This window comes from Cupriavidus sp. GA3-3 (genome assembly GCF_000389805.1).
GTDB classification, from domain to species: domain Bacteria; phylum Pseudomonadota; class Gammaproteobacteria; order Burkholderiales; family Burkholderiaceae; genus Cupriavidus; species Cupriavidus necator_D.
Genome location: NZ_KB944482.1, coordinates 159,957 through 182,940, shown reverse-complemented (window position 1 = coordinate 182,940; position 22,984 = coordinate 159,957). Strand labels below are relative to the sequence as shown.

The window sequence follows — 22,984 nt, the reverse complement described above, 5'->3', positions numbered from 1 at the left end:
CACTGCAAACGCGGGGCTCAGGACACCGCGCCGAGACCGTACTTGCCAGTCAGCAGCGCACCATTGCGGAAGCGCTCCAGGGAATAGGGGGCGATGTCAATCTCGGTCTCGATGCCCAGCGCTGCCTGGGCCAGCACGCGTCCGACCGCGGGAGCCAGCTTGAAGCCGTGGCCCGAGAAGCCGTAACCCACCACGAGACCCGGTACCTCGGGCAGACACCCGAGCACCGGGTTCCAGTCGGGCGTCACGTCGTAGACGCCGGTCCAGGACGAAGCAATCCCGGCGTCCGCATAGGTGGGGAAGCGCTCGGCGACTTGCGCGCCGACTTCGACCATGTAATTCATGCTGATGTCGCCTTGCTCGTTGTCCGGCGACGACAGCGTCTCACCGACGGTGCCCTCGCTGACCAGCATCTGCCTGCCGCCGTAACTGCGGCAATACAGCATGCCGGGAGAGCCGAGGTCCTTGTACACCGGCATCTGGAACGTATAGGGCGATGCCGCTTCCAGTGCCAGCACGGCATGGCGCTCGGGGACGACCGGGCTGGCGATGCCGGTCCAGCGCTCGATTTCGGTCGCCCAGATATTCTGGGTGCTGATGACGGTGCCGGCGAGGAAGGTCCCTCGCGAGGTTTCAACGCCGGCGACTTTGCCGCCGTCGAGCAACAACCGTTCGACTCCGACGCCTTCGAGGATCCTGACCCCGAGGCGGCGTGCCGCCCGCGCAAAGCCGGTGGCGACCAGGTAAGCGTCGGCAAAGCCGGCTTCCGGCTCGTAGCCGATCAGCGCAGCGTCGTCGAAGCGGGCAATCGGAAGCAGGCTTTGCGCTTCCGTTGCATCGAGCAACCGCACTTCGATCCCCTGTGCCTGCTGGGCTTCCAGCGAGGCACGCAGCGGGGACAGCCTGGGACCATCCGGCGCGGCGATCAGGTAGCCGCACTTGACCATGCCCGCGGAGGCCTCTTCGTCGCCCAGGTAAGCGGCAAAGTCGTTGAACACCTGCCACGACGCTTGCGCCAGCCGGACGTTCTCGATGACCGAGTAGTGCGTCCGCAGAATGCCGCTGGATTGGGAGGTGGTTCCTGTACCGATCTGCATGCGCTCGAGCACGAGCACGTTAGTGCAGCCCTGGCGGGCGAGATGGCAGGCGACAGAACTGCCGATCACGCCGGCTCCGATAACGATCGCGTCGTAGCTTTGCATGGAGATTTCCTGGTGGGATCAGAACTGGATGCAAGCCTAGGAGCGACGGCAGCCCCGGAGCCTTAGTTGAAGAGATATTTATAGAAAAATTTAGATTTGCTTAAGTTATAGTGGCCGACACCGCTCCCTGTTGCAGGCAAGCCCATGGCCAAGTCCGCTCCCATGCCCTCCGCGATTTCCCCGACCCGGCGCCGCACGCGCGTGCCCGACCTGCACGCGCTACAGGTCTTTATGGCTGTCTGTGAATCCGGTTCCATGGCCCTTGCCGCACAAGGGCTCGGCGTCAGCCAAAGCGCGGTCAGCCAGATGATCCGCTCACTCGAAGTCGAATACGGGATCCAGCTGTTCGACAGGGAAGTGCGGCCTGCCAGGCCCACGCGCGCAGGGAACATCCTGCTGGAGATGGCGGACCGCCTGCTGGCCGAGGCCCGGCATGTGGATGAGGAGTTGCGCAAGCGCGTGCGGCTGGACCACGCCCAGATACGGCTCGGTTGTGTGGACTCCTTTGCGGCGACGTTGGGGCCGGCGTTGATTCGCGGGCTGTCAGGGTCTGCCAGGCAAATGCAGCTATGGTCTGGCCTGACCCCGGGCCTGAATGCCCAGCTGCTGGGCCGGGAGCTGGACCTGGCGATCTGCACCGAAGTGCCGGTAGCCGAAGCACGCATTGCCCAGCGACTTCTGTTTTCCGAAAGCTGGGTGGCCGTATTTCCCAAAGGCAGCCATGTACTGCCGTTGTCCAAGGCGCAAGACCTCGCCGACCGTGTCGGCGATCTGCCGCTGATCCGGTACACGCAGCGCTCGGTCATCGGCCAGCAAGTCGAGCGATACCTGCGCCATATCGGCGTGGAAGCGGCACGTCGATTCGAGTTCGATGCGACCGATCCGCTGCTGAGCCTGGTGGCTGCGGGACTTGGGTGGGCCGTCAGCACGCCCCTTTGCCTCTGGCAATCGCGGGTGTGGCTGGATCAGGTCGAGCTGGTGCCGATCCCGCCATCGCGGCTGGGCCAGCGCGATTTTTACCTGCTTTGCCGAATGGCGGAATGGTCCGACCTCGCCGAAGACATTGCCCGGATCACGCGGACGGTGCTCACGCGGGAGCTCATCCCCGCGATACGCGCCATGCTGCCTGGGTTGCCGGCGGATGCGATCAGCGCTGGCACGGCGCAGTCTCCCTCACTTCCTATGCCCTGAACGTCAGGACAAAGCGCGTCCGCCCCCCCTCCGACTCCACTCCAATGCCCCCGCCATGCGCAGCCACAATCGCCTGCGTGATCGCCAGCCCCAGCCCCAGCCCCGCACCATCGGACTCGGGCCGCGCCCGCGACTTGTCCGCGCGGAAGAACCGGTCAAACAGCGAGGGCAGCAGTTCAGGTCGGATGGTCTCGCCTTCGTTCTCGACGACCACCGTCACCCCTTCGGCAGCGGGCAAGATCTCCACCACAATGCCCTTGCCCGCCGGCGTATGCCGCAGCGCATTCGACAGCAGGTTGCTCAGCGCCCGCCGCAGCATCAGCCGGTCTCCGGTGATGCGGCCACTGCCGCGAACGGCCATGCGCACACCCTTGTCCTCAGCCAACGCATCGTAGAAATCGAACAGCGCAGCGACCTCATCAGCGACCTCGATCGGCTCGGCGTTCGGCAGGGTGATGCCGTGCTCCATCTTCGCCAGGTAGAGCATGTCCGACACCATGCGCGACAGCCGCTGCAGCTCTTCCACGTTGGACGCCAGCACGTCGCGGTACTTGTCCGCATCGCGCGGCTGCGACAGTACCACCTGGGTTTGCGTCATCAGGTTGGTGATCGGCGTGCGCAGCTCGTGCGCCAGGTCCGATGAGAACTCCGACAGGCGCGCGAAATCGCGCTGCAGGCGTTCCAGCATGGCGTTGAGCGTCGCGGCCAGGTCGGCCATTTCCACCGGCACGGCATCGACCGGCATGCGCTCGTCGAGCTTGTGCGCGGTGACGGCGCGCGCGCGCGAGGCCATGGTGCGCAATGGCGAGAGCCCGCGGCGCGCGGCCCACCAGCCCAGCAGCCCGCTCGCCAGCGCGGCCAGCGCGGCGTAGAAGGCCAGCGACTGGCGGAAGGCGTGCATGAAGTGGGCATGCAGTGCCGTGTCCATGCCGACCACGACCTGCAGCGGCCCCGGCTGTCCGGGCGGCACCTGCGCCAGCGCACGCATGCCGCGGTAGGTCTGGCCACCCTGTTCCCAAGTGAAGGCATGCCGCTGCGCCGGCAGTTGCGCGGCGGCGGCCAGGGCCATGCCGAAGTCGAAGTCCTGCGTGGCATACAGGCGCTTGCCGTCCGCGGCGCGCACCTCGGCGACGAAGCCGGCATGGTGTTCCAGCACCGGGCCCAGGCGTTGCGCCAGCGACGCCGCCGGGCCTTCGCCCGCGATCTTCTGGATCAGCCGCACGTTGTCGCCCAGCACGGCGTAGTCCTCGTCGGCGAAATGGTTGTCGATTGCCAGCCAGATCAGCACGCCCAGCCCCAGCAGCACCGCGGCCGACGACAGCGAGAACAGGATGGTGAGCCGTGCCGTCAGCGACATCCGGCCCTTCATTCAGCGTTCTCCGCTGCCTCGGGGGCTTCCAGCACATAGCCCATGCCGCGCACGGTCTGGATCAGCTTGGGCTCGAACTCATCGTCGATCTTCGCGCGCAGGCGCCGGATGGCGACGTCGATGACATTGCTGTCGCTGTCGAAGTTCATGTCCCACACCTGCGAGGCGATCAAGGAGCGCGGCAGCACTTCGCCGCGGCGGCGCGCCAGCAGTTCCAGCAAGGCGAACTCCTTGCTGGTCAGCGTGATGCGGCGCCCGGCGCGCGTGGCCCGGCGGCGGCCCAGGTCCAGCACCAGGTCGGCCACCTGGATGCGGTCCAGCGCCATCTGCGCCGTGCCCCGGCGCAGCAGCGTGCGCACCCGCGCGAGCAGCTCGGAAAAGGCGAAGGGCTTGACCAGGTAGTCGTCCGCACCCAGCTCCAGCCCCTTGACGCGGTCGGCCACGCTGTCGCGCGCGGTCAGGAACAGCACCGGCACGGCGATCTCCGCCGCGCGCAGCGCCTGCACGATGCGCCAGCCATCTACGTCCGGCAGCATCACGTCCAGGATGACCAGGTCATAGGGCTCGGTCATCGCCAGATGCTGGCCGTCCAGCCCGTTTGCCACCAGGTCGACGACAAAGCCCGCCTCGGTCAGCCCCTGGCGCAGGTATTCGCCGGTCTTGGACTCGTCCTCCACCACTAGCAGTTTCACAGCACTTTCCTTGATCGATCGGCCCTTTGGGCAGGGTCCGGCAACTCTACGCCGGCAACGCGGGCGCCAACATGACCGGAAGATTACCGCAATGTCATGTTCCGGTCAGACGTGCGTAGGGTGGCCTTGGCTACGCTTGGCATGCTTTCTACCAGGACTGATGACATGCGACGCCACCCCAGTACCGGCCTTGTGCTGCCCGATTTACCCCGCCGCCGCTTCGTGCAAGGGCTGGTTGCCGGCGGCGTGGTGGCCAGCCTTGCTGGCGTCGGCGGCAGCGCGTGGGCGCAGCATGCGGGCCAGCGCGCCGGGCAGGCTGCCCCGGCCGGCTCCGGCTCGGCGCCGGTCCTGCGCGGCACCGAGTTCGACCTGGTGATCGGCGAGTCGCTGGTCAACTTTACCGGCAAGCCGGCCATTGCCACCACCATCAACGGCATGCTGCCCGGCCCGACGCTGCGCTGGCGCGAGGGCGACACGGTCACCATCCGCGTGACCAACCGCCTGCGCGAGGCCACTTCGATCCACTGGCACGGCATCATCCTGCCGTTTGAGATGGACGGCGTGCCGGGCATCAGCTTTGCCGGCATCCCGCCCGGCCAGACCTTCACCTACCGCTTCAAGGTCGCGCAGACCGGCAGCTACTGGTACCACTCGCATTCGGGCTTCCAGGAAATGACCGGTGTGTACGGCGGCATCGTCATCGATCCGGCCACGGGCCAGGAAAGTGTGCGGGCCGACCGCGACCACACCGTGCTGCTGTCGGACTGGACCGACGAAGATCCGATGCGGGTGCTGACCAAGCTCAAGGTCCAGGGCGACTACTACAACTACAACCAGCCGACCGTGGTCGACTTCTTCCGCGACGTCTCGCGCGACGGGCTGAAGCAGGCGCTGGACAAGCGCAGCATGTGGAACCAGATGCGGATGAGCCCGACCGACCTGGCCGACCTGTCCAGCGCCACGCTCACGCACCTGGCCAACGGCGTCACGCCGGCCGGCAACTGGACTGGGCTGTTCCGGCGCGGCGAGACCGTGCGCCTGCGCTTTATCAACGGCTCGGGCAACACCTTCTATGACGTGCGCATCCCCGGGCTGAAGCTGCGGGTGGTGCAGGTCGACGGCCAGGATATCGAACCGGTCACGGTCGATGAATTCCGCTTCGGCCCCGGCGAGACCTGCGATGCGATTGTCGAACCGCGCGACGACGCTTACACGCTGTTCGCGCAATCGATGGACCGTACCGGCTATGCGCGCGGCACGCTGGCGGTCAGGGAAGGGCTGGCGGCGCCGGTGCCCGCGCTAGACCGGGCCGAATGGCTGACCATGACCGACATGATGGGCGCGATGACGGGCCACGGCGGGCATGGCGGTCATGCGGGACACGGCGGCATGCAGCACGGCGCCACGCCGATGCAGGGCATGGACCACGCCGGCATGGACCACAGCCAGCACGCCATGGCCGCCGCCGACCCGCTCAAGGTCCCCAGCAAGACCGCCCGCCACGCCCGCACCGAATACGGTCCGGGCACCGACATGCGCGTCGACATGGCCCGCACCAACCTGGACGATCCCGGCATCGGCCTGCGCAACAACGGCAGGCGCGTGCTGACCCTGGCCGACCAGCACACCATCGGCGGCGCCATGGATGCGCGCGGCCCCGGGCGCGAGGTCGAGCTGCACCTGACCGGCAATATGGAGCGCTACACCTGGTCCTTCGACGGCGTCGAGTTCGGCAAGTCGACGCCGATCCACTTCAAGCACGGCGAACGGCTGCGCGTGATCCTGCACAACGACACCATGATGACCCACCCCATGCACCTGCATGGCATGTGGAGCGAGCTGGAAACGCCGGACGGCAGCTTCCAGGCGCGGCGCCACACCATCCCGGTGCAGCCGGCGCAGCGCATCAGCTTCCTGGTCACCGCCGATGCGCTGGGACGCTGGGCCTGGCATTGCCACCTGATGCTGCATATGGATGCGGGCATGTTCCGCGAAGTGGTGGTGGCGTGATGGTTCAACCTGAATTCGCAATCTCCATGCACAGGCACAAGAAGACGATACTGGCCGTGGCGCTGGCCTTGACCGCAATCGGCGCAGCCCAGGCGCAGGACCCGCATGCCGGCCATGCGCACCAGCACGATGCCCCGGCCGCCATGCAGGGCATGGACCATGGGCAGATGCAGGGCATGGAGCAGGACGGGATCCAGACCATGGACGGTGGCGGTGCGCCGACGCCGGACACGCAGGGCATGGCCGCCCCTGCCATGGACCACGGCGACATGAAGATGCAGGGCGGCAGCGCGCCGCCCGACGCCCGCGATCCGCATGCCTATTCCGGCGGCTACCAGCTGGGCGTCGGCAAGTACGCGCTGGGCGACAAACGCCAGCTGGTGATGGCCGACGAGCACCTGTTCGCCTCAGTGCTGGTCGACCGCCTGGAGTGGGCCCACGCCAATGGCAGCAATGCCGCCGCCTATGAAGCGCAGGCGTGGTTCGGCAACAGCTACGACAAGCTGGTGCTCAAGGCCGAGGGCGAAGCGTCGAAGGGCAAGCTGCACGAGGCCCGCACCGAGCTGCTGTGGGGACACGCCGTGGCCAGCTACTGGGATACACAACTGGGCCTGCGCAACGACACCGGCAGCGGGCGCCCGGCGCGCAACTGGCTGGCGTTCGGGGTGCAGGGGCTGGCGCCGTACTGGTTCGAGGTCGATGCCACTGCCTATGTCGGCACCAGCGGCCGCACCGCGCTGCGGCTGTCCGCCGAATACGAATTGCTGCTGACGCAGCGCCTGATCCTGCAACCACGCATCGAAGCCAACCTCTATGGCAAGAACGACCCGGAGGTGGGCATCGGCAGCGGCTTGTCCAACGGCACCGTGGGGCTGCGGCTGCGCTATGAGTTCAGCCGGCAGTTCGCGCCGTATATCGGCGTGGAGCGCTACCAGACCTTCGGCAATACCGCCGACATGATCCGGACCTCTGGCGGCAAGGCGGGCGAAACGCGTTTCGTCGCCGGTGTCCGGGTCTGGTTCTGACACCACAACTTCATCATCCCCAAGCGGAGACAACCATGCATGCCAATCGCCCCCTGATCCAGACCCTGCTTGCCGCAACCGCCGCGCTGGCCAGCAGCATCGCCTTCGCGCACCCGAAGCTGGTGTCGTCCACGCCGGCGGACAAGGCCGAGGTGGCCGCGCCGCAGAAGATCGAACTGCAGTTCTCCGAGAGCCTGGTCACCCAGTTTTCCGGTGCCAACCTGGTGATGACCGGCATGCCGGGCATGGCTGACCATGCGCCGATGAAAATGGCCGTGAAAGTCTCCGGCAGCGACGACCCCAAGACCATGGTGATCACGCCCACGCAGCCGCTGCCGCCGGGCAGCTATCGGGTGGACTGGCGGGCGGTGTCGTCCGATACCCATCCCGTCAACGGCAAGATTGCCTTCACGGTGAAGTGATTGCAGCAGCCGGACTGGGTGGCCGCCGGGCTGCGCCTGGCGCTCTATTTCGACCTGGCCTTGCTGTTCGGGCTGCCGCTGTTCTGCACCTATGCGCTGCATCGGGGGGAACGGGCCTCACGCTTTGCAAAGCGTTGCCAGGCGCTTGCGCTGGGCTGCGCCATCGCCGGCATCGGGCTTTCGCTGGCTGCCCTTGTGGTGATGGCGCTGGCCATGACAGGGGAGTCCGACTACGCCGCGTTGCAGGCCCACGTCTTCGCCATGATCGTCACAGGGACGGATTTCGGGCTGGCGTGGTCGGTGCGCCTGGCGGCCCTGCTGCTGTTCGTGCTGGCCTGCGTGTCCTGGCGCAGGCGGCCGGGCGCGCGCTTCACTGCGCTGGCCGGGTTCGGCGGGATTGCGCTGGCGACGCTGGCCTGGGGCGGCCACGGCGCGATGCATGAGGGCGCCTTGCGCTATCTCCACCTGAGCGCCGACGTGGCGCACCTGCTGGCCGCCGGCGCCTGGGTCGGCGCGTTGGCCGCGTTCGTGCTGCTGTCGCTGGCGCGGCCGGTATCGGACCGGGCGGCGGTGGTGCTGCTGAGCCGCACCTCGAACGGGTTTGCCCGTATCGGCACCATCATTGTTGCCACGCTGCTGCTGACCGGCGCGCTCAACTACTGGTTCATCGTGGGCCCGGCGCTGCCGGATCTTGCGCCGATGTCCTATGGCGGGCTGCTTGTCGCAAAACTCGCGCTGTTCGTGGCGATGCTTGGCCTGGCTGCCGCGAACCGCTTCCGCCTGAGCCCGCGGCTGGCGTTGGCGGTGCAGGCCGGGGAGCATCGGGCGGCGACGCTGGCGTTGCGGCGCAGCCTGCTGCTGGAGGCGTGTGCCGCCGCGCTGGTGATGGCCCTGGTAGCCATGCTGGGGATGCTGTCTCCGGCGCCGCCGTGAGTCCCGCGGCCATCAGACATAAGCAATCAGACGCCCGGCGCAGATCACCAGCGACCACGTCACCATCGAGACAATGGCGCTGACGCGCGCGCCGGCCGGCGGCGCGACGCCGCTGTCCCAGCCCGGTTGCCCGGCATGCAGGCTGCGATAGGGACCGAAGTGGAACCACAGCACATTGGCCAGCGCCAGTGCAATCAGGCACAGCTTGGCCAGGAACGCGGGATTGGCGGCCAGCTCATCGGCATGGGCCAGGAACAGCAGCACGCCGCTGGCCGCGACCGCAATGAAGGCGCCGACGGTGAAGGGCAGCGCATGGCGCAACAGCAGGCTCACCGGCAGCCGCCGGCCGAGCCCGGCCAGGCGCATGTCGACCACGAAGATGGAGCCGAACAGCAGCGCCATGCCGGCCAGGTGGACGATCTCTACCGCGGGATAGGCCCAGGCCGAACTGCGCAGGGCCATCGGGAACGGCAGCCGCGCCAGCGCGCCGGCCCATTCCGTCCATTGCGCGAACAGCACCGACATGCGGCGCGCGCCCGCTCAGCGCAACTCGACGGTCTTGCCGTCCACGGTGATGCGCTCGGCGCGCAGCTCGTCGGCCTTTTCCTTGCTGGCGTAGCCGACCAGCGTGACCTCGCGCCCCACGGCCACCTTGTCGGCGGTGGCGCCGCGCGCCTCCATCCGCGACACGGGTGCCAGCACGGCCAGCCAGCGCTTGCCGCCGGCATCGATGCGGATATGCGCGTGGGGGTTCTCGTATTGGCTCTCGACGATCTTGCCGGTCAGCGTCAGCGGCTTGGTCTCGTCGTAGGTGGACCAGCCGTGATGGGCAATGGCCGGCACGGCCGCCAGCGCCAGCGCGGCGCTGGCGGCAAAGAGGGCGGGGCGGAACAGGGCGCGGAAGCTGGGCATGGGTGGTCTCCGGTCAGGACAGGTGCAGTATAGGCGCCGATCCCGGCCGCGGCAGGGAGACTTATGCGCGGCACGAGTCGGCGCGCTGCACCAGCCGGTGCAGGCTAGGACTCATGGGCTTGAGCGCGGCGCGTTCGGCCGTGAGCGCGATCGCCAGGTTGCTGCGGCGGCCGCGCAGCGCCGCCTCGAGCAGGGTCAGGCTGACGATGTCGCGCTGTGCATGGCTGCCGCCGAAGCGGTGGGCGATCAGGCGCACCGGCATCAACAGGTCGATGGCGGTGCTGTAATCGCCCTGGTCGAACGCGATCAGGGCATCGGCCACCGGCAGCCCCACATCGCGCGACATCATGGCATTGGTGCCGTTGCCCAGGGCGGCGCGCTCCAGCGCGGCGCGGACCTGGTCGGCGGCAGCGGGCCGGTGCGCGCCCAGGCTGGCCATCACGGCATGGACATCGTTGAAGGCGTAGTAGCCGGCCGCGCCGCGGCCGAGCCAGTCGTCCGCCACCGGCTGCCAGCGCCGGCCCACGTCCACGCCGCGCAGGTGCAGCCGCCACAGCAGCGCGGAGGCATCCACCAGGTCCAGCGCGATCGCCGGCGCGGGGCGCTTGATATAGCGGTCGTACAGCGCCAGCACCTCGTCGGTCCTGCCCGCTTCCAGCTGGAACAATGCCAGGTGCCACCAGTTGTGCACGGCCAGCATATTGTCGTCGGACCAGTCGTCGCGGCGCCCGTCCAGCCAGGCGATACCGTCGTCCAGCCGGCCCTGCATCTCCATCACGTGCGCCACCGCGTGCACGGCCCACGGGTCGCGCGGATTGAGCTCGAGCGCGCGCCGGCCGCTTTCCTCGGCGCGCTCGTAGAGTTGGGTTTCTTCCAGGCCGAAGGCATGCATGCCGAGCAGGTAGCCGTAGCCCGGCATGCCGGCATCCCAGTGCGGCAGCGCCTGCGCCACGCGGTCGCGCAGCATCGATGACTGCCCCAGCAGGAAGTCGCCGAGATGCGCGGTCTGGATCGCCAGCAGGTCGCGTGGATAGTCGATCACGATATCGCCGTAGAGCCGGACCGAGCGCTCGAACTCGCCGTCCAGCCATGCCCGTGCCGCGGCGATGTGGCGGCGCTCGCGGTCGTTGGCGCGGGCGTGCCGGGCTTCGCCGGCTTCGACGCTCTGGCGCAGCATGGGCTCGGCCGTGCCGTCGCCAGAGGTGACCATCAGCGCGGCGCGCAGCGCGTGGCCCATGGCGAAGTCGGGGTCGGCGGCCAGCGCCGTGTCGATGGCGGCGAGCGGGTCGCCGTAGTAGCCGTTCAGCAGTTGCAGGGCGGTCTCATACTGCTCGACCGAGCGGGCGTTCTGGGTCGAGACCGGAAGGTCCCGTGAATCCGTGAGTGCCATGGCAATCTCCGTGCGCCCGCGGCAGCGGGGCTGTCACGAACCATCGTAGACGGCAAAACGCCCCGTGTAACGGATGCGGCGGGGTGCGCCGCACCATGCCTGCCGCAAGGCGCACGGCCGGGGTGCGTTGTGCGCTATATGCCGCTGCCGCCATATCGTTGCCGTGTGTCGGTTAAACTGCCGCAACCCCAATCACGACCTCACGACCAGGTTTCCCATGAAAACACTTGCGCTTTTCCTCGGCACCCTGACCTTGGCCTGCGCCGCCTCCGCTGCCGCCCCGGCCGCCTCGGCCCCGGCCGCACCCGCTGCGGCGCCGCAGACGCTGGCGTCGGGCATGACCATCCAGCACCTGATCAAGGGCAATGGCGCCTCGCCCAAGGCCACCGACTCGGTGCAGGTCCACTACCGCGGCACGCTGGCCGACGGCACCGAGTTTGACAGCTCGTACAAGCGCGGCCAGCCGATCTCGTTCCCGCTCAACCGCGTGATCCCGTGCTGGACCGAAGGGGTGCAGGCGATGCAGGTGGGCGGCAAGGCCAAGCTGACCTGCCCGCCGGCCACGGCCTACGGCGCGCGCGGCGTGCCGGGCACGATTCCGCCGAACGCCACGCTTACCTTCGAAGTGGTGCTGCTGGGGATCGGCGGCTAAGACCCCGCGTCAGCGCGGCGCCTGCGGCTGCGCGGGCGCAGGCGTGCCCGCCGGCGCCTCCGCGGCGGGTGCTGCGGCCGTGCCGCCGTCGTCGTCTTCGTCGTAGTCCGGCAGCGACGTGTTCTCTCCCAGCAGGTAGCGGCGCCGCTGCAGGTAGGCATCGCGCACAAAGGCGTACTTGTCCAGCGCCGCCAGCTTCAGCAGGTCGGTGGCGCCCAGCAGGTTGGTGCGCACGTCCACCACGTTCATCCCGAACAGCGAATTGCGCACCGCCGGCTCGGCATAGGTGGTCGGGTCGAACTGGAAATTCACATACAGGCCCACGCCGTCGCGGAATGAGCTGGGGCCGAACAGCGGCAGCACCAGGTAGGGTCCCGACGGCACGCCCCACGTGCCCAGCGTCAGGCCGAAATCCTGCGAATGCTTCTGCAGCCCGGCGGGCGTGGCGATGTCGATCAGTCCGCCGATACCCAGCACGGAATTGATCGCGACCCGCATGAAGCTCTCCGCTGCCTCAACGCCCTTGCCCTGCAGCAGGTTGTTGGCAAAGTTGCCGATGTCCGCAATGTTCGAATAGAAATTGGTGACCGCGGTGCGCACCGGCTCCGGCGTGACCGCCTTGTAGCCCTTGGCCACCGGCACGGCCACGTACTGGTCGAGCTTGTCGTTGACGGTGAAGACCGCGCGGTTCATCGGCTCGAGCGGATCGTCGGGACTGGCTTGCGGGCCGGTGGCGCAGCCGGCGAGCAGGGCGGCGGCAATGGCGGTGGTGGCAACGGATGTAGCGCGCTGGCGTAAAGGCATTGTACGAAGGGGGTCGGGGTCGGCCGCATCGGGTTTGTGATTATGACCGGGCGGCCTTGTCATGTTTGTGATGGGCGCCTTCGCGCGGGCGGCCCATCAGGATCGGCTGGAAGAACACCGCGCCGACCAGCGTGCACGCCAGTGCCAGCGCCAGCAGCTTGCCCATGCTGGCGGTGCCGGGATGCTGCGACAGCCACAGGCTGCCGAAAGCGGTGGCGGTGGTGGCCGCGCTGTACAGCACGGCGTGCGTCAGGCTGGACTGCAGCAGCTGGGTCTTGCCGTGCCGCCAGGCAATCACGTAGTAGATCTTGAACGCGACGCCCACGCCCAGCAGCAGCGGCAGCGCGATCACGTTGGCAAAGTTCAGCGCAATGCCGAACAGCACGCACAATTCCAGCGTGACGATGGCCGAAACCAGCAGCGGTATCAGCGTGCGCAGCACATCGCCGAAGCGGCGCAGCGTGATCCATAGCAGGATGGTGATCGACACCACCGCCCAGATGCCGGCCTGCGCAAAGGCGGCCATGATGGTATCGGCCGAGCCGCGGATCGCGATCGGCCCGCCGGTGGCGGTCGGCTCCACGCGCTGCACCGCGGTGATGAAGCGGTCCAGCGCGGCCTCGCGCTGTGCGCTGGCGGGCGGCGGCAGCTTCGGGCTGACGTTGACCAGCGCGCGCCCGTCCGGCGTGATCCAGTCGCGCACCAGTTCGGGCGGCAGCGTCTGCTCGCTGATGGGTTGCGGGCCCAGCGCCAGCTTCAGCCGTGCCAGCGCCAGCTGCAGCGGCACGGCGATGGCGCGCTCGGCGCGGTCGCGCGTGGCGGCGTCGGCGGCCGCCAGCTGCTTCAGCGTGGCGGACAAGTGCGCGGCTTCGGCCGCGCCCGGACCGGGATGCTCGTCGGCGGCGATGGCCAGCTGCCGCGCGGCATTGCGCAGCGCACTGACGCGCGCGCTGTCGGTGGCGGGCGTGGCGGTGGGCTGCGTCAGCGCCGGCATCAGCGCGGCCGAGGCCTGGCCGATGGCCTGCAGCTTGGGCGGCTGGTCTGCGGGGATGAAAGTCTGCAGCGTGACCGCGCGCGCCACCTCGGGCAGCGCCGCCAGCTTGCCGGCCAGATCGCGCGCGGCCGGCAGCGAAGGCGCCAGCACGCTGACATCGTCGGTGCCGGCCTGCGGCGCGTCCTTGAGCGCCAGCAGCGTGGCCATCGATTCGGACCTGGGGTCCTTCAGGTGCAGCGGGTCGAAGTCAAAGCGCAGGTGCGGCAGCAGCGGCGCGCCTGCCAGGATCGCGAGCAGGGTGACCAGCAGCACCGGCTTGCGATAGCGGTCGAAGAACCGGTCCGCGGGCGCCAGCCACGCGAAGCCCGGCGCCTCGGGCTCGCCGCCGGGCTTGAGCACGCAGATCAGCGCCGGCAGCAGCGTGAAGGTGGTGGCGAATGCCACCATCATGCCCACGCCGGCGATCAGCCCCAGCTCGGCCACGCCGCGGTAGTCGGTGGGCAGGAAGCAGAAGAACGCCGCCGCCGTGGCCGCGGCCGCCAGCGCCAGCGGAGCGCCCACCGCGCGCGCGGCCAGCCCCAGCGCTTCGACGATATGGTCGCGGTCATGGCGCTCGGCGCGGTAGCGCACGCCGAACTGGATGCCGAAGTCCACCCCCAGCCCGACGAACAGCACCGCGAACGCCACCGAGATCATGTTCAGCGCGCCAACCATGGCCAGCCCCAGCGCGGCGGTGATGAGCAGCCCGGCAAACAGGCTGGCCAGCACCGCAACGATCAGCCGCGCCGAGCGCAAGGCCAGCCACAGGATCAGCACTACCACCAGCACCGTCAGCACGCCGTTGAGCACGGCGCCGTCGCTGACCGAGGCGAATTCATCGTCGGCCAGCGCCTGCGGGCCGGTCAGCCGCACCGTGGCCTGGTAGCGCTGCGCCAGCTGCAGCTCGGCCGCCGCCTGCCGGATCGCGCGCGAGGCGGCGGCCCCGGCCTGCAGGTCGCTGTAGTCCAGCACGGGGCTGAGCGCGATGTAGCTGTAGACCTGGCCATCGGGCCCGGGCTTGAGGCTGTCGTCGAGCAGCCCTGCCCAGGACAGCGCGACGGGCTTGCCGGCCAGCACCTGGTCTAGTGTCCGTGCACTGCTGCCCAGCAGCCTGGCCATGTCGCCCAGCTTTACCTGCCCCATCTGCAGCGGCAGCGCCAGCGTGGTGGCGAGGAGATCGGACAGGCCGCGCAGGGTCGGGTCATGCGCGAGTGCGTTGACGAGCGGGCGCGCCTGCATCAGCTGTTGCGTGAGCTGGCGCACTTCATCGGTGCTGGCGAACAGCAATCCGTTGCGCGCGAAGAACGCACCGCCGCCGGGCTGGCTGACCGCGGTGAAGCGTGCCGGCTGGCGGCGCAGCGCCTCGGCCAGCGCGTCGGCGGCGGCATCGGCCAGCTCGGTCGCGGGCGCCTGCACCACCGCCAGGATCAACTGGTTACGCTGGGGAAAGGCGTCGCCGATGGCGGCATCGCGCACCGCCCAGGGGGCGTCGGATTCCAGCAGGCGGCCGATGTCGGTGTTGATCGCAAAGTTGCGGGCCACGTAGACGCCGCTGACGGCGGTCAGCAATGCCGCCAGGATGATGACGCGCCACGGCCAGGCAGTGGCAAGCCGGACAATGCGTGTCAGCAGCGAAGTCAGCATGGGCGGATCCGGAAGGAGCACGAACCGCGAGTATATCGGCTGGCAGCGTGGCGCATGCGGCATGCGCGGCCCGGGCATCCGCGATTCAGGCCGATCCGCTATAAACTGTCAGCCTGGCATCGGCGCTGCAGCGCCGGCGCCGCTTCACCGTCCTTCCTGGTTCTCATATCGATGACGATTCACGGTTTGCTTCCCCTGGCGCCGCTTGCGGCGGTGGCCATGGTTTCCGTAGCGCACGCCCAGGCAGTCCAGCCCGGCGACCTGCGCGCCAGCCCCGAGCGGCTGGTGCAGGCCGCGGTGGAGGGCGTGATCGGCACCATCCAGTCCAATCCCGACACCCGCGCCGGCGACCTCGCCAAGATTACCGCGGTGGTGCAGAAGCAGTTCCTGCCCTACACGGATTTCCAGCGCACCACGCGGCTGGCGCTGGGCAGTGCCTGGCGCACGGCCACGCCGGAGCAGCAGCAACAGCTCCATGAGCAGTTCCAGATGCTGCTCGTGCGCAGCTATGCAGTGTCGCTGGCGCAACTGCGCGAGCAGAGCGTCAAGTTCCGCTACCAGCCGGTCAAGTCCGGCAGCGGCGCCACCGATGTGGTGGTGCAGACGCGTGTGATCAACAATGCCGACGAGATGCAGATCGATTACCGGCTGCAGCGCACAGCCAACGGCTGGAAGATCTATGACATCAATATGATGGGGGCGTGGCTGATCGAGGTGTATCGCAAGCAGTTTGCGGACATCGTCGCGCGCAGCGGGGTCGACGGGCTGGTGAAGTACCTGACCACCCATAACGCGCGCCAGGCGTCTGACGCCTGAGCGCCGCACGCCATCAGGGCGAGGCGTGGCCCGTGTGCCGGCTGCGCCGCCAGTGGCGCAGCTCCACCCATTGCCATGACAGCAGCGCGGGCACGCCGAACAGGATCTCGCGCGCGCGCTTGACCAGCGCCAGCGCCAGCGAGACCTGCGCATCCATCCCCAGCACCTGCCCCAGCAGCATCACCACCGCTTCCTGCACGCCCAGCCCGGCCGGCACAAAGAAGGCCACGTGGCGCGCGGCCTGGGTCAGCGATTCGATCGCCAGCGCCTGCCAGACCGGCACCGGATGGCCCAGCAGCATCAGCGCCAGCCAGATCTCCAGCGTGCCGCTGACCAGCCCTGCCAGTTGCCAGCCCAGTGCCGCCAGCAGCTCGCGCCGGCGCCGGTTGAGCGCGCGGATATGGGCATCGAGCCGCGCACCGTCGATCAAGGCGACGATGCGGTGATCTTCGCCAAACAGCTTGCGCGCCGCGCCTTCCAGTTTCTCGAAGATCGCGGTGTGCCGCAGCGACAGCGCGAACAGCACCGGCACCGGCAATGACAGCAGCAGCCCGGCCAGGATGATCCAGGCCCCGCCGCTGTCCTGCAGCGCGGCCACCAGCAGCAGCACCCCCATGGCCGAGAACAGGTACTGCGAGAACAGTGTCAGCATCACTTCAACCACGATGCTGGCGGTGACGGCGGTGGTGTCGCGGATGCGCAGCCGCGTCAGGCGGATGCCGACCAGTTCACCGCCGACCCCCACCGTCGGCAGCAGGCGGTTGACCGCTTCGCGCACCGTGGCGACCCACCACAGGAAACCGAGCCCCGCCTTCTCCTCGGGGTCGGCCGAGGTCAGCAGGACGCGCCAGCCTTGCGCATCGAGCAGCAGCGGCAGTGCATGCAGGGGCACCAGCAACAGCAGCAGCCAGCCGCCCTGCGCCACGATGGCGGCGATGTCGCTGGCGCCTTGGTGGATCACCAGCGCGGTGAGCGCCAGCAGCCCGATCAGGCCGGTCAGGTAAGCAATGCGTTTCATCTTGAACAATCAGGGCACCAGCACGTCGGCAAAGCCGCCGCGCCGGTTGGCCGCGCGCTCCAGCGCGGCGCGCACGCGCGGCGACAGCAGCGCGGCCAGCTCGTCGGCGTGGCGGTAGCCGCGCATCGATGCGGTAATGGCCTCGCCAGAGACCACGGCCGGATGCAGGTAGATCTCGCCCACGCCCGCGGGCAACTGCGCCAGCGCCTGCAGCAGGGCTGCCTCGTCCATCTGCCCGCTGCGCGCGATGCCGACCACGTAGTCATTGTGCGCGATGCCGGCGCGGTCCAGGCGCCGGCGCAGCAGCGCCAGCCAGGGGCGCAGCGGCAACGGCGCGCCCTGCTCGCGCGGCAGGCGCATCGCGCGCAGGCCGTAGTCGCGCCCGATCGACAGGATCAGCGACAGCACCGTGGGGTGCAGGTGGAAATGCTTGTGCGTGTTGACGTGGTCAAGCGGCAGGCCGGTGGCGGCAAAGGCTTCGAACTGCGCGCGGATCTCCGCCGCCAGCTGGCGGCGCACGCGCGGCAGGAAGAAGAAGCGGCAGCCGTCCAGGGCCATGGCCGAGCCGAAGCGGGCTTCGGCGTCGACCAGGTCGGGGATCCGCGCGCGCGGCAGCGTGGCCGGGCCGTCGGCCAGCACCACGTGCAGCCCCACGCGCAACGACGGCAGCCGGCGCGCGCGCTCGACCGCATCCGCCACGGCGGGCGCGCCCACCATCAGGCTGGCGGCATTGAGCACGCCGTCGCGGTGGGCCAGCTCCACCGCCTCATTGACGGCGGGGTGCAGGCCGAAGTCGTCGGCGGTGACGATCAGCGCGCGTTGCGAGGCACAGGAAAGCGCGTGGGCCAGGATCAGGCCTCGTGCGAGCGCAGGAAGCGGAAGAACTCCACGCCTTCGCGCAGGCGCCGCTTCATCATGTCCCAGCTGCCCAGCATCTCGCGCACGATTTCCCAGATCTTGCCGGGGCGGAAGTAGAAGCGCTTATAGAAGGTCTCCACGCCGTGGTAGATGTCTTCCCTGGACAGGTGCGGATAGCTGATCGCGGCCAGCTGCACGCCCTGGTCGTTGACCAGGTTGATGACCTTGTTTTCCTCGAGCCAGCCGTTCTCCACCGCCTGCCGGTACAGCGTGGTCCCGGGGTAGGGCGCGGCCAGCGACACCTGGATGGTGTGCGGGTTGATTTCCTTGGCGTACTCGATGGTCTTCTCGATGGTCTCGCGCGTCTCGCCCGGCAGGCCCAGGATAAAGGTGCCGTGGATCTGGATGCCCAGCTTGCGGCAGTCCTCGGTGAAGCGGCGCGCGATGTCCGTGCGCAGGCCCTTCTTGATGTTCAGCAGGATCTGGTCGTCGCCGGACTCATAGCCCACCAGCAGCAGGCGCAGGCCGTTCTCCTTCATGATCTTGAGCGTGCTGTACGGCACGTTGGCCTTGGCATTGCAGGACCACGTGACCCCCAGCTGGCCCAGCCCGCGCGCGATCTCTTCCACGCGCGGCTTGAAGTCGGTGAAGGTGTCGTCGTCGAACATGATCTCCTTGACCTCGGGCATGTTCTCCTTGATCCATTTGACCTCGGCGATTACGCTCTCGGCCGAGCGCGTGCGGTAGCGGTGCCCGCCCACGGTCTGCGGCCACAGGCAGAAGGTGCAGCGCGAACGGCAGCCGCGGCCGGTGTAGATCGACACATAGGGGTGCTTCAGGTAGCCGATGAAGTAGTTGTCGATCTTCAGGTCGCGCTGGTAGACCGGCGCCACGAAGGGCAGCTCGTCCATGTTCTCGATCATCGGGCGCTGCCCGTTGTGTTCGAGCGAGCCGTCCGGCAAGCGATAGGACAGGCCCAGGATGTCCTGGAGCGGCTTGCCCGCGGCCACGTCCTGGCAGGTGTAGTCGAACTCCTCGCGGCAGACGAAGTCGATGGCCTCGCTGGCACCCAGCGTGCCGCCCGGATCGACTGCGGGCTTGGCGCCGACCATGCCGATCATCACGTCCGGCTTGCGCTGCTTCAGTTCCTCGGCGAACTTGGCGTCGGTGGGGAACGAGGGCGTGCTGGTGTGGATGATGACCAGTTCATAGTCCGCGGCGATATCCAGCGTCTGCTGCACGGTCAGGCCGTCGGCCGGTGCGTCGAGCACGCGGCTGCCCGGCACCAGTGCGGCGGGCTGCGCCAGCCAGGTCGGGTACCAGAACGACTTGATCTCGCGCTTGGCCTGGTAGCGCGAGCCCGCGCCGCCGTCGAAGCCGTCGAAGGAAGGGGCCTGGAGGAACAGGGTTTTTTTCATTGCGGCCTCTGGGGATGGATGCCGGTGAAGGGTGGGGTTGGGGGTGGGGACTTCGTGGATACGCCGGCTCTCTCCCCCGGCCCCTCTCCCGCAGGCGGGAGAGGGGAGCGAACCGCCGCTGCGTTCAACGTCGTCACATCAACGGACGCTGCCGCAGGACGGCGTGCGGAATAACGCGATGGCGGCTCCCCGTCCGCCTGTTTTCTCCCCTCGCCCGCTTGCGGGAGAGGGGCGGGGGAGAGGGCAGGCGCTCGCCCGGAGTGCTGCCCATCATGTACCGGCAGCACCTGCTCGCGCCACCGCACGCGCTTGCCCGTCAGCGCAACGGCCCAGCCGGCCAGCAGCATCGCATCGCGCAACGGCGCGCGCAACGCAGCGGCCACGCTGCCCGCCATCATGCTGCGCGCGATCACGCCGAGGGTCGCCAGGGCAAGAACAGCAGGGAGCGGCGCCAGCAATACGCCCAGCACCAGCATCGGCCAGGTGAAGGTAATAAAGGTGAAGGCAAAACCCAGCGGATTGAGCGACCTTATCGTGCGCAGCCAGCGCACCTCATGCCGCCAAAGGTCGGCAAAGTGTTCCTCGGTGACATCGGTGCTGACCACCACGTCTGACAGCACCGTGCGCAACCCTTGTCGCCGCGTCAGCTCGCCCAGCCAGAAGTCATCCGCCAGCCGGTCCGCCAATACCTCGAACCCGCCGACCGAAACCAGCGCATCCCGCCGCAGCGCAATCGTCGCGCCAAAGGCAAAGCGTTGCGAGCCGCCCGCGTGGGCGATGCGCACCGACGGCGCGAACCAGTCGTTGATGAACTGCGCGCCGATGCGCGACCACCGCCCGCCAGTCGGATTGCCGCGGTAGAGGCAGGTGACCACGCCCACGCCGGCGTCGGCCAGCGGCGCGGTCACGCGCGCCAGGTAGTCGGGCGGCACGGCGATATCGCTGTCGGCGATCACCAGCACATCGTGCTTCGCTTGTGCGAACAGGTTGACCAGGTTGCTGACTTTCAGGTTGGTGCCGTGCACTTGCGGATCGACCACCAGCGCGATGTCGCACGCCGGGAAGTCGCGGCGCAGCCGTTCGACCACGGCGATGGCGGGATCGTCCGCGGCATGCACGCCGAATACCAGCTGGAACGACGGATGCCGCTGCCGGCACAGCGTGGCCAGGTTCTCGTGCAGCCGGGGCTCGGCGCCGCACAGCGGCTTGAGCACGCTGACCGGCGTCGTCGCGGTGCCGCCGCTTGCCGCCGGCGCGCGATGCGACAGCCAGGCCGCGGCCAGCGCATAGGCCGCCGACACGCAGGTCAGCGCAGCGCCTGGGAGGGGGGCGGCAAGTTCCGCGGCCATCGGCAGTGCAGTCAGTGCGTGGCCGCGGCGTTGGCCTCGGCCGGCCGCGGCCGGTTGGCGCGCGGTTTCGCGCGCTGGATTTCCTCGAGCTTGATCTCGACGTGGCGCGAGAACACGTATTCCGCCGGCCGCTGCCGGTCCAGCGCAATATCGGGCGCCATCGGCCCGCTGGTGCGCACGCCGCGCAGGCTCACGCCCAGCGCCTTGAGCGGATGGGCAAAGGTGTCGGCCACGGCGGTGGCCTCATAGCCGCTGTGCACCATGCAGTCGGCGCACTTCTCGTAGTTGCCGGTGCCGTAGGCGTCCCAGTCGGTTTCTTCCATCAGCTCGCGGAAGGTGGCGGCATAGCCCTCGCCCACCAGGTAGCACGGACGCTGCCAGCCGAATACGGTGCGCGCCGGGTTGCCCCACGGGGTGCAGTGGTAGGTCTGGTTGCCGGCCAGGAAGTCCAGGAACAGCGTCGACTGGCTGAAGGCCCAGTTCTTGCCGGCGCGGCCGCGGCTGAGGATGTCGCGAAACAGCTGGCGGGTCTTGCCGCGGTTCAGGAAGTGCTGCTGGTCCGGCGCGCGTTCATAGGCATAGCCAGGCGACACGGTGATGCCGTCCACGCCCAGCGCCTTGACCGAGTCGAAGAACTTCGCCACGCGCTCGGGCTGGGCATCGTTGAACAGCGTGCAGTTGATATTTACGCGGAAACCCCGTTGCTTGGCCAGCCGGATTGCCTCGACGCAGCGGTCGTACACGCCTTCCTGGCACACCGAGCGGTCATGCATCTCGCGGTCGCCGTCCAGGTGCACCGACCAGATGAAATACGGGCTGGGCTGGTACTGGTCCAGCTTCTTTTCCATCAGCAGCGCATTGGTGCACAGGTAGACGAACTTGCGCCGCGCGATGATGCCTTGCACGATCTGCGGCATGTCCTTGTGCAGCAGCGGCTCGCCGCCGGCGATGGACACCACCGGGGCACCGCATTCATCCACCGCCTCCAGGCATTCCTGCACCGACAGGCGCTGGTTCAGGATGGGATCCGGATAATCGATCTTGCCGCAGCCTGAGCACGCCAGGTTGCAGCGGAACAGCGGTTCCAGCATCAGGGCAAGCGGATAGCGCTTCTGTCGCGACAGATGCTTGCCGACGATGTAGGCGCCCACGCGGGCGACCTGCAGTAGCGGAATAGCCAAGGCAGCTTCCTCTGGTTGGGTTCAGCCGGCGATATTCTCGTTGGCGGTGGCCGGTGCGGCCGCGACTGCGGCGGGTTCCTTGCCGGCCTTGCGCGGGGCCGATTGCGGCTTTACGTCGGCCAGTTCGGGCGGCAGCCGGAACTCGGCATGTTCCTCGCGCCCGGCCATGGTGGTGACATCCACCGGGCCCAGCCGGCGCAGCGCGTTGATCACGTCCTCGACCATTTCCTCGGGGGCGGAGGCGCCGGCGGTGATGCCCACCACGTTGGCGTCGCGCACCCAGGCGGGGTCCAGCTCGGCGCCTTCGGCGATCAGGTAGCTGGGCACGCCGCTTTCAGTGCCGATCTCGCGCAGGCGGTTGGAGTTGGAGCTGTTCGTCGCGCCGATCACCAGGATCACGTCGGCCAGCTTGCACAGGTCGCGCACCGCGCTCTGGCGGTTCTGCGTGGCGTAGCAGATATCGCGCGTATCGGGACCGACCAGGTTGCTGAAGCGGCGCCCGAGCGCGGCGATGATATTGCGGGTGTCGTCCACGCTCAGCGTGGTCTGCGTGACATAGGCGACCGGGGTGTCGGCGGGCAGGTCCAGCTGCGCGACCTCGGCCTCGTTCTGCACCAGGATCACCTTGCCCGGGATCTGGCCCATGGTGCCTTCCACTTCCGGGTGGCCGGCATGGCCGATCAGGATCACGGTGCGGCCGCTGGCCGCGTACTGGCGGCCCTGGGTATGGACCTTGATCACCAGCGGGCAGGTGGCGTCGATGGCATGCAACTGGCGCTGGCTGGCATCGGCGATGACCTCGCGCGAGACCCCGTGCGCGCTGAAGATCGTCACGGCGCCGGTCGGGACTTCGTCCAGTTCTTCGACGAAGCGCGCCCCCTTGTCCTTCAGTCCCTCTACGACGTGCTTGTTGTGCACGATCTCATGCCGCACGAACACCGGGGCGCCATGCTTGACGAGGGCGCGGTCGACGATCTCGATCGCGCGCACCACGCCAGCGCAGAAGCCCCGGGGCTGAGCAAGAATCACCTGCATAGAGTAAGCCCCCCGACCCTTTGCAACGGG

At 68.4% G+C, this 22,984-nt stretch carries 20 protein-coding genes and 1 pseudogene; 7 read left to right on the top strand and 14 right to left on the bottom strand.

The annotated features are described in order from the left end of the window. Positions 1–17 precede the first annotated feature (17 nt). Positions 18–1,202 (bottom strand): FAD-binding oxidoreductase, encoded by a 1,185-nt coding sequence (locus C265_RS18760; RefSeq protein ID WP_010810947.1) that lies wholly within the window; start codon positions 1,200–1,202, stop codon positions 18–20. A gap of 144 nt (positions 1,203–1,346) precedes the next feature. Between C265_RS18760 and C265_RS18755 the strand changes: the two genes are divergently transcribed. Then, positions 1,347–2,393 carry a LysR family transcriptional regulator gene (locus tag C265_RS18755; protein ID WP_010810948.1) on the top strand — a complete coding sequence of 349 codons (1,047 nt, stop codon included), beginning with the start codon at positions 1,347–1,349 and terminating at the stop codon, positions 2,391–2,393. On the opposite strand, the gene C265_RS18750 is transcribed toward C265_RS18755, so the two are convergent. Then, positions 2,383–3,762, bottom strand: a complete 1,380-nt coding sequence (locus C265_RS18750; RefSeq protein ID WP_010810949.1) for a heavy metal sensor histidine kinase — start codon at positions 3,760–3,762, stop codon at positions 2,383–2,385. The genes C265_RS18755 and C265_RS18750 overlap by 11 nt on opposite strands. Beyond that, on the bottom strand, positions 3,759–4,454 hold the full coding sequence (locus C265_RS18745; protein ID WP_010810950.1) for a heavy metal response regulator transcription factor: 696 nt from the start codon (positions 4,452–4,454) through the stop codon (positions 3,759–3,761). Before C265_RS18745 ends, C265_RS18750 begins: the two co-directional genes overlap by 4 nt. A 165-nt stretch (positions 4,455–4,619) precedes the next feature. Here C265_RS18745 and C265_RS18740 point away from each other — a divergent pair, with 165 nt between their 5' ends. The 4 genes from C265_RS18740 to copD are packed head-to-tail and all read left to right on the top strand — an operon-like array spanning position 4,620 to position 8,844. Continuing rightward, complete coding sequence (locus C265_RS18740; protein WP_010810951.1) at positions 4,620–6,464, top strand: copper resistance system multicopper oxidase; 1,845 nt, start codon at positions 4,620–4,622, stop codon at positions 6,462–6,464. A 26-nt stretch (positions 6,465–6,490) separates the two neighbouring features. Beyond that, a complete protein-coding gene (locus tag C265_RS18735; protein ID WP_010810952.1) occupies positions 6,491–7,489 on the top strand; it encodes a copper resistance protein B in 999 nt (332 codons plus the stop codon). A 35-nt stretch (positions 7,490–7,524) separates the two neighbouring features. Further along, positions 7,525–7,911, top strand: a complete 387-nt coding sequence (copC, locus tag C265_RS18730; protein ID WP_010810953.1) for a copper homeostasis periplasmic binding protein CopC — start codon at positions 7,525–7,527, stop codon at positions 7,909–7,911. Beyond that, positions 7,912–8,844: a copper homeostasis membrane protein CopD gene (gene copD / locus C265_RS18725; RefSeq protein ID WP_010810954.1), complete on the top strand. Its 933-nt coding sequence runs from the start codon at positions 7,912–7,914 to the stop codon at positions 8,842–8,844. 12 nt (positions 8,845–8,856) lie between these two features. Here copD and C265_RS18720 read toward each other — a convergent pair whose 3' ends face one another. The 3 genes from C265_RS18720 to C265_RS18710 form a co-directional block, all read right to left on the bottom strand. Next, positions 8,857–9,369, bottom strand: coding sequence for a DUF6644 family protein (locus C265_RS18720; protein WP_010810955.1), 513 nt, complete (start codon positions 9,367–9,369; stop codon positions 8,857–8,859). A 15-nt stretch (positions 9,370–9,384) separates the two neighbouring features. Next, positions 9,385–9,756 carry a DUF6152 family protein gene (locus C265_RS18715; protein ID WP_010810956.1) on the bottom strand — a complete coding sequence of 124 codons (372 nt, stop codon included), beginning with the start codon at positions 9,754–9,756 and terminating at the stop codon, positions 9,385–9,387. A gap of 61 nt (positions 9,757–9,817) precedes the next feature. Beyond that, positions 9,818–11,146: a tetratricopeptide repeat protein gene (locus tag C265_RS18710; protein WP_010810957.1), complete on the bottom strand. Its 1,329-nt coding sequence runs from the start codon at positions 11,144–11,146 to the stop codon at positions 9,818–9,820. A 217-nt stretch (positions 11,147–11,363) separates the two neighbouring features. Between C265_RS18710 and C265_RS18705 the strand changes: the two genes are divergently transcribed. Beyond that, complete coding sequence (locus tag C265_RS18705) at positions 11,364–11,798, top strand: FKBP-type peptidyl-prolyl cis-trans isomerase (RefSeq protein ID WP_010810958.1); 435 nt, start codon at positions 11,364–11,366, stop codon at positions 11,796–11,798. Between the two features lie 9 nt (positions 11,799–11,807). Here C265_RS18705 and C265_RS18700 read toward each other — a convergent pair whose 3' ends face one another. Together C265_RS18700 and C265_RS18695 are read right to left on the bottom strand one after the other, a co-directional pair. After that, entirely contained in the window at positions 11,808–12,602 is a 795-nt protein-coding gene (locus C265_RS18700) for a VacJ family lipoprotein (protein WP_010810959.1), read from the bottom strand. 40 nt (positions 12,603–12,642) lie between these two features. Further along, on the bottom strand, positions 12,643–15,279 hold the full coding sequence (locus C265_RS18695) for an MMPL family transporter (protein WP_037024771.1): 2,637 nt from the start codon (positions 15,277–15,279) through the stop codon (positions 12,643–12,645). Positions 15,280–15,450: 171 nt separating this feature from the next. On the opposite strand from C265_RS18695, the gene C265_RS18690 reads away from it, so the two are divergent. Continuing rightward, a complete protein-coding gene (locus C265_RS18690; protein WP_011617691.1) occupies positions 15,451–16,095 on the top strand; it encodes a phospholipid-binding protein MlaC in 645 nt (214 codons plus the stop codon). A gap of 13 nt (positions 16,096–16,108) precedes the next feature. On the opposite strand, the gene C265_RS18685 is transcribed toward C265_RS18690, so the two are convergent. The 6 genes and pseudogenes from C265_RS18685 to ispH all read right to left on the bottom strand — a co-directional run bounded on the left by C265_RS18685 (position 16,109) and on the right by ispH (position 22,954). Continuing rightward, complete coding sequence (locus C265_RS18685; RefSeq protein ID WP_037024770.1) at positions 16,109–17,113, bottom strand: lysylphosphatidylglycerol synthase domain-containing protein; 1,005 nt, start codon at positions 17,111–17,113, stop codon at positions 16,109–16,111. Between the two features lie 9 nt (positions 17,114–17,122). Beyond that, positions 17,123–17,926 carry a hopanoid biosynthesis-associated protein HpnK gene (hpnK, locus tag C265_RS18680; RefSeq protein ID WP_081050141.1) on the bottom strand — a complete coding sequence of 268 codons (804 nt, stop codon included), beginning with the start codon at positions 17,924–17,926 and terminating at the stop codon, positions 17,123–17,125. A gap of 38 nt (positions 17,927–17,964) precedes the next feature. Then, entirely contained in the window at positions 17,965–19,389 is a 1,425-nt protein-coding gene (hpnJ, locus tag C265_RS18675) for a hopanoid biosynthesis associated radical SAM protein HpnJ (protein WP_010810964.1), read from the bottom strand. A 203-nt stretch (positions 19,390–19,592) separates the two neighbouring features. Continuing rightward, a pseudogene (gene hpnI, locus C265_RS18670) lies at positions 19,593–20,738 on the bottom strand (bacteriohopanetetrol glucosamine biosynthesis glycosyltransferase HpnI); the annotation flags it as partial. Between the two features lie 11 nt (positions 20,739–20,749). Then, entirely contained in the window at positions 20,750–21,919 is a 1,170-nt protein-coding gene (gene hpnH, locus C265_RS18665; RefSeq protein WP_010810966.1) for an adenosyl-hopene transferase HpnH, read from the bottom strand. Positions 21,920–21,940: 21 nt separating this feature from the next. After that, the gene (gene ispH / locus C265_RS18660; RefSeq protein WP_010810967.1) at positions 21,941–22,954 is read right to left on the bottom strand and encodes a 4-hydroxy-3-methylbut-2-enyl diphosphate reductase; all 1,014 of its coding nucleotides are present in this window, start codon (positions 22,952–22,954) and stop codon (positions 21,941–21,943) included. Positions 22,955–22,984: the final 30 nt, after the last annotated feature.

Excerpts from the sequence above, each read along its gene's own strand:
- C265_RS18750 (WP_010810949.1), bottom strand. The coding sequence starts at position 3,762 with ATGAAGGGCCGGATGTCGCTGACGGCACGGCTCACCATCCTGTTCTCG.
- C265_RS18690 (WP_011617691.1), top strand. The coding sequence starts at position 15,451 with ATGACGATTCACGGTTTGCTTCCCCTGGCGCCGCTTGCGGCGGTGGCC.
- C265_RS18755 (WP_010810948.1), top strand. The coding sequence starts at position 1,347 with ATGGCCAAGTCCGCTCCCATGCCCTCCGCGATTTCCCCGACCCGGCGC.
- C265_RS18740 (WP_010810951.1), top strand. The coding sequence starts at position 4,620 with ATGCGACGCCACCCCAGTACCGGCCTTGTGCTGCCCGATTTACCCCGC.
- C265_RS18760 (WP_010810947.1), bottom strand. The coding sequence starts at position 1,202 with ATGCAAAGCTACGACGCGATCGTTATCGGAGCCGGCGTGATCGGCAGT.
- C265_RS18720 (WP_010810955.1), bottom strand. The coding sequence starts at position 9,369 with ATGTCGGTGCTGTTCGCGCAATGGACGGAATGGGCCGGCGCGCTGGCG.
- C265_RS18685 (WP_037024770.1), bottom strand. The coding sequence starts at position 17,113 with ATGAAACGCATTGCTTACCTGACCGGCCTGATCGGGCTGCTGGCGCTC.
- ispH (WP_010810967.1), bottom strand. The coding sequence starts at position 22,954 with ATGCAGGTGATTCTTGCTCAGCCCCGGGGCTTCTGCGCTGGCGTGGTG.
- C265_RS18705 (WP_010810958.1), top strand. The coding sequence starts at position 11,364 with ATGAAAACACTTGCGCTTTTCCTCGGCACCCTGACCTTGGCCTGCGCC.
- C265_RS18715 (WP_010810956.1), bottom strand. The coding sequence starts at position 9,756 with ATGCCCAGCTTCCGCGCCCTGTTCCGCCCCGCCCTCTTTGCCGCCAGC.
- copC (WP_010810953.1), top strand. The coding sequence starts at position 7,525 with ATGCATGCCAATCGCCCCCTGATCCAGACCCTGCTTGCCGCAACCGCC.
- hpnJ (WP_010810964.1), bottom strand. The coding sequence starts at position 19,389 with ATGAAAAAAACCCTGTTCCTCCAGGCCCCTTCCTTCGACGGCTTCGAC.
- C265_RS18695 (WP_037024771.1), bottom strand. The coding sequence starts at position 15,279 with ATGCTGACTTCGCTGCTGACACGCATTGTCCGGCTTGCCACTGCCTGG.
- C265_RS18710 (WP_010810957.1), bottom strand. The coding sequence starts at position 11,146 with ATGGCACTCACGGATTCACGGGACCTTCCGGTCTCGACCCAGAACGCC.
- C265_RS18735 (WP_010810952.1), top strand. The coding sequence starts at position 6,491 with ATGCACAGGCACAAGAAGACGATACTGGCCGTGGCGCTGGCCTTGACC.
- C265_RS18700 (WP_010810959.1), bottom strand. The coding sequence starts at position 12,602 with ATGCCTTTACGCCAGCGCGCTACATCCGTTGCCACCACCGCCATTGCC.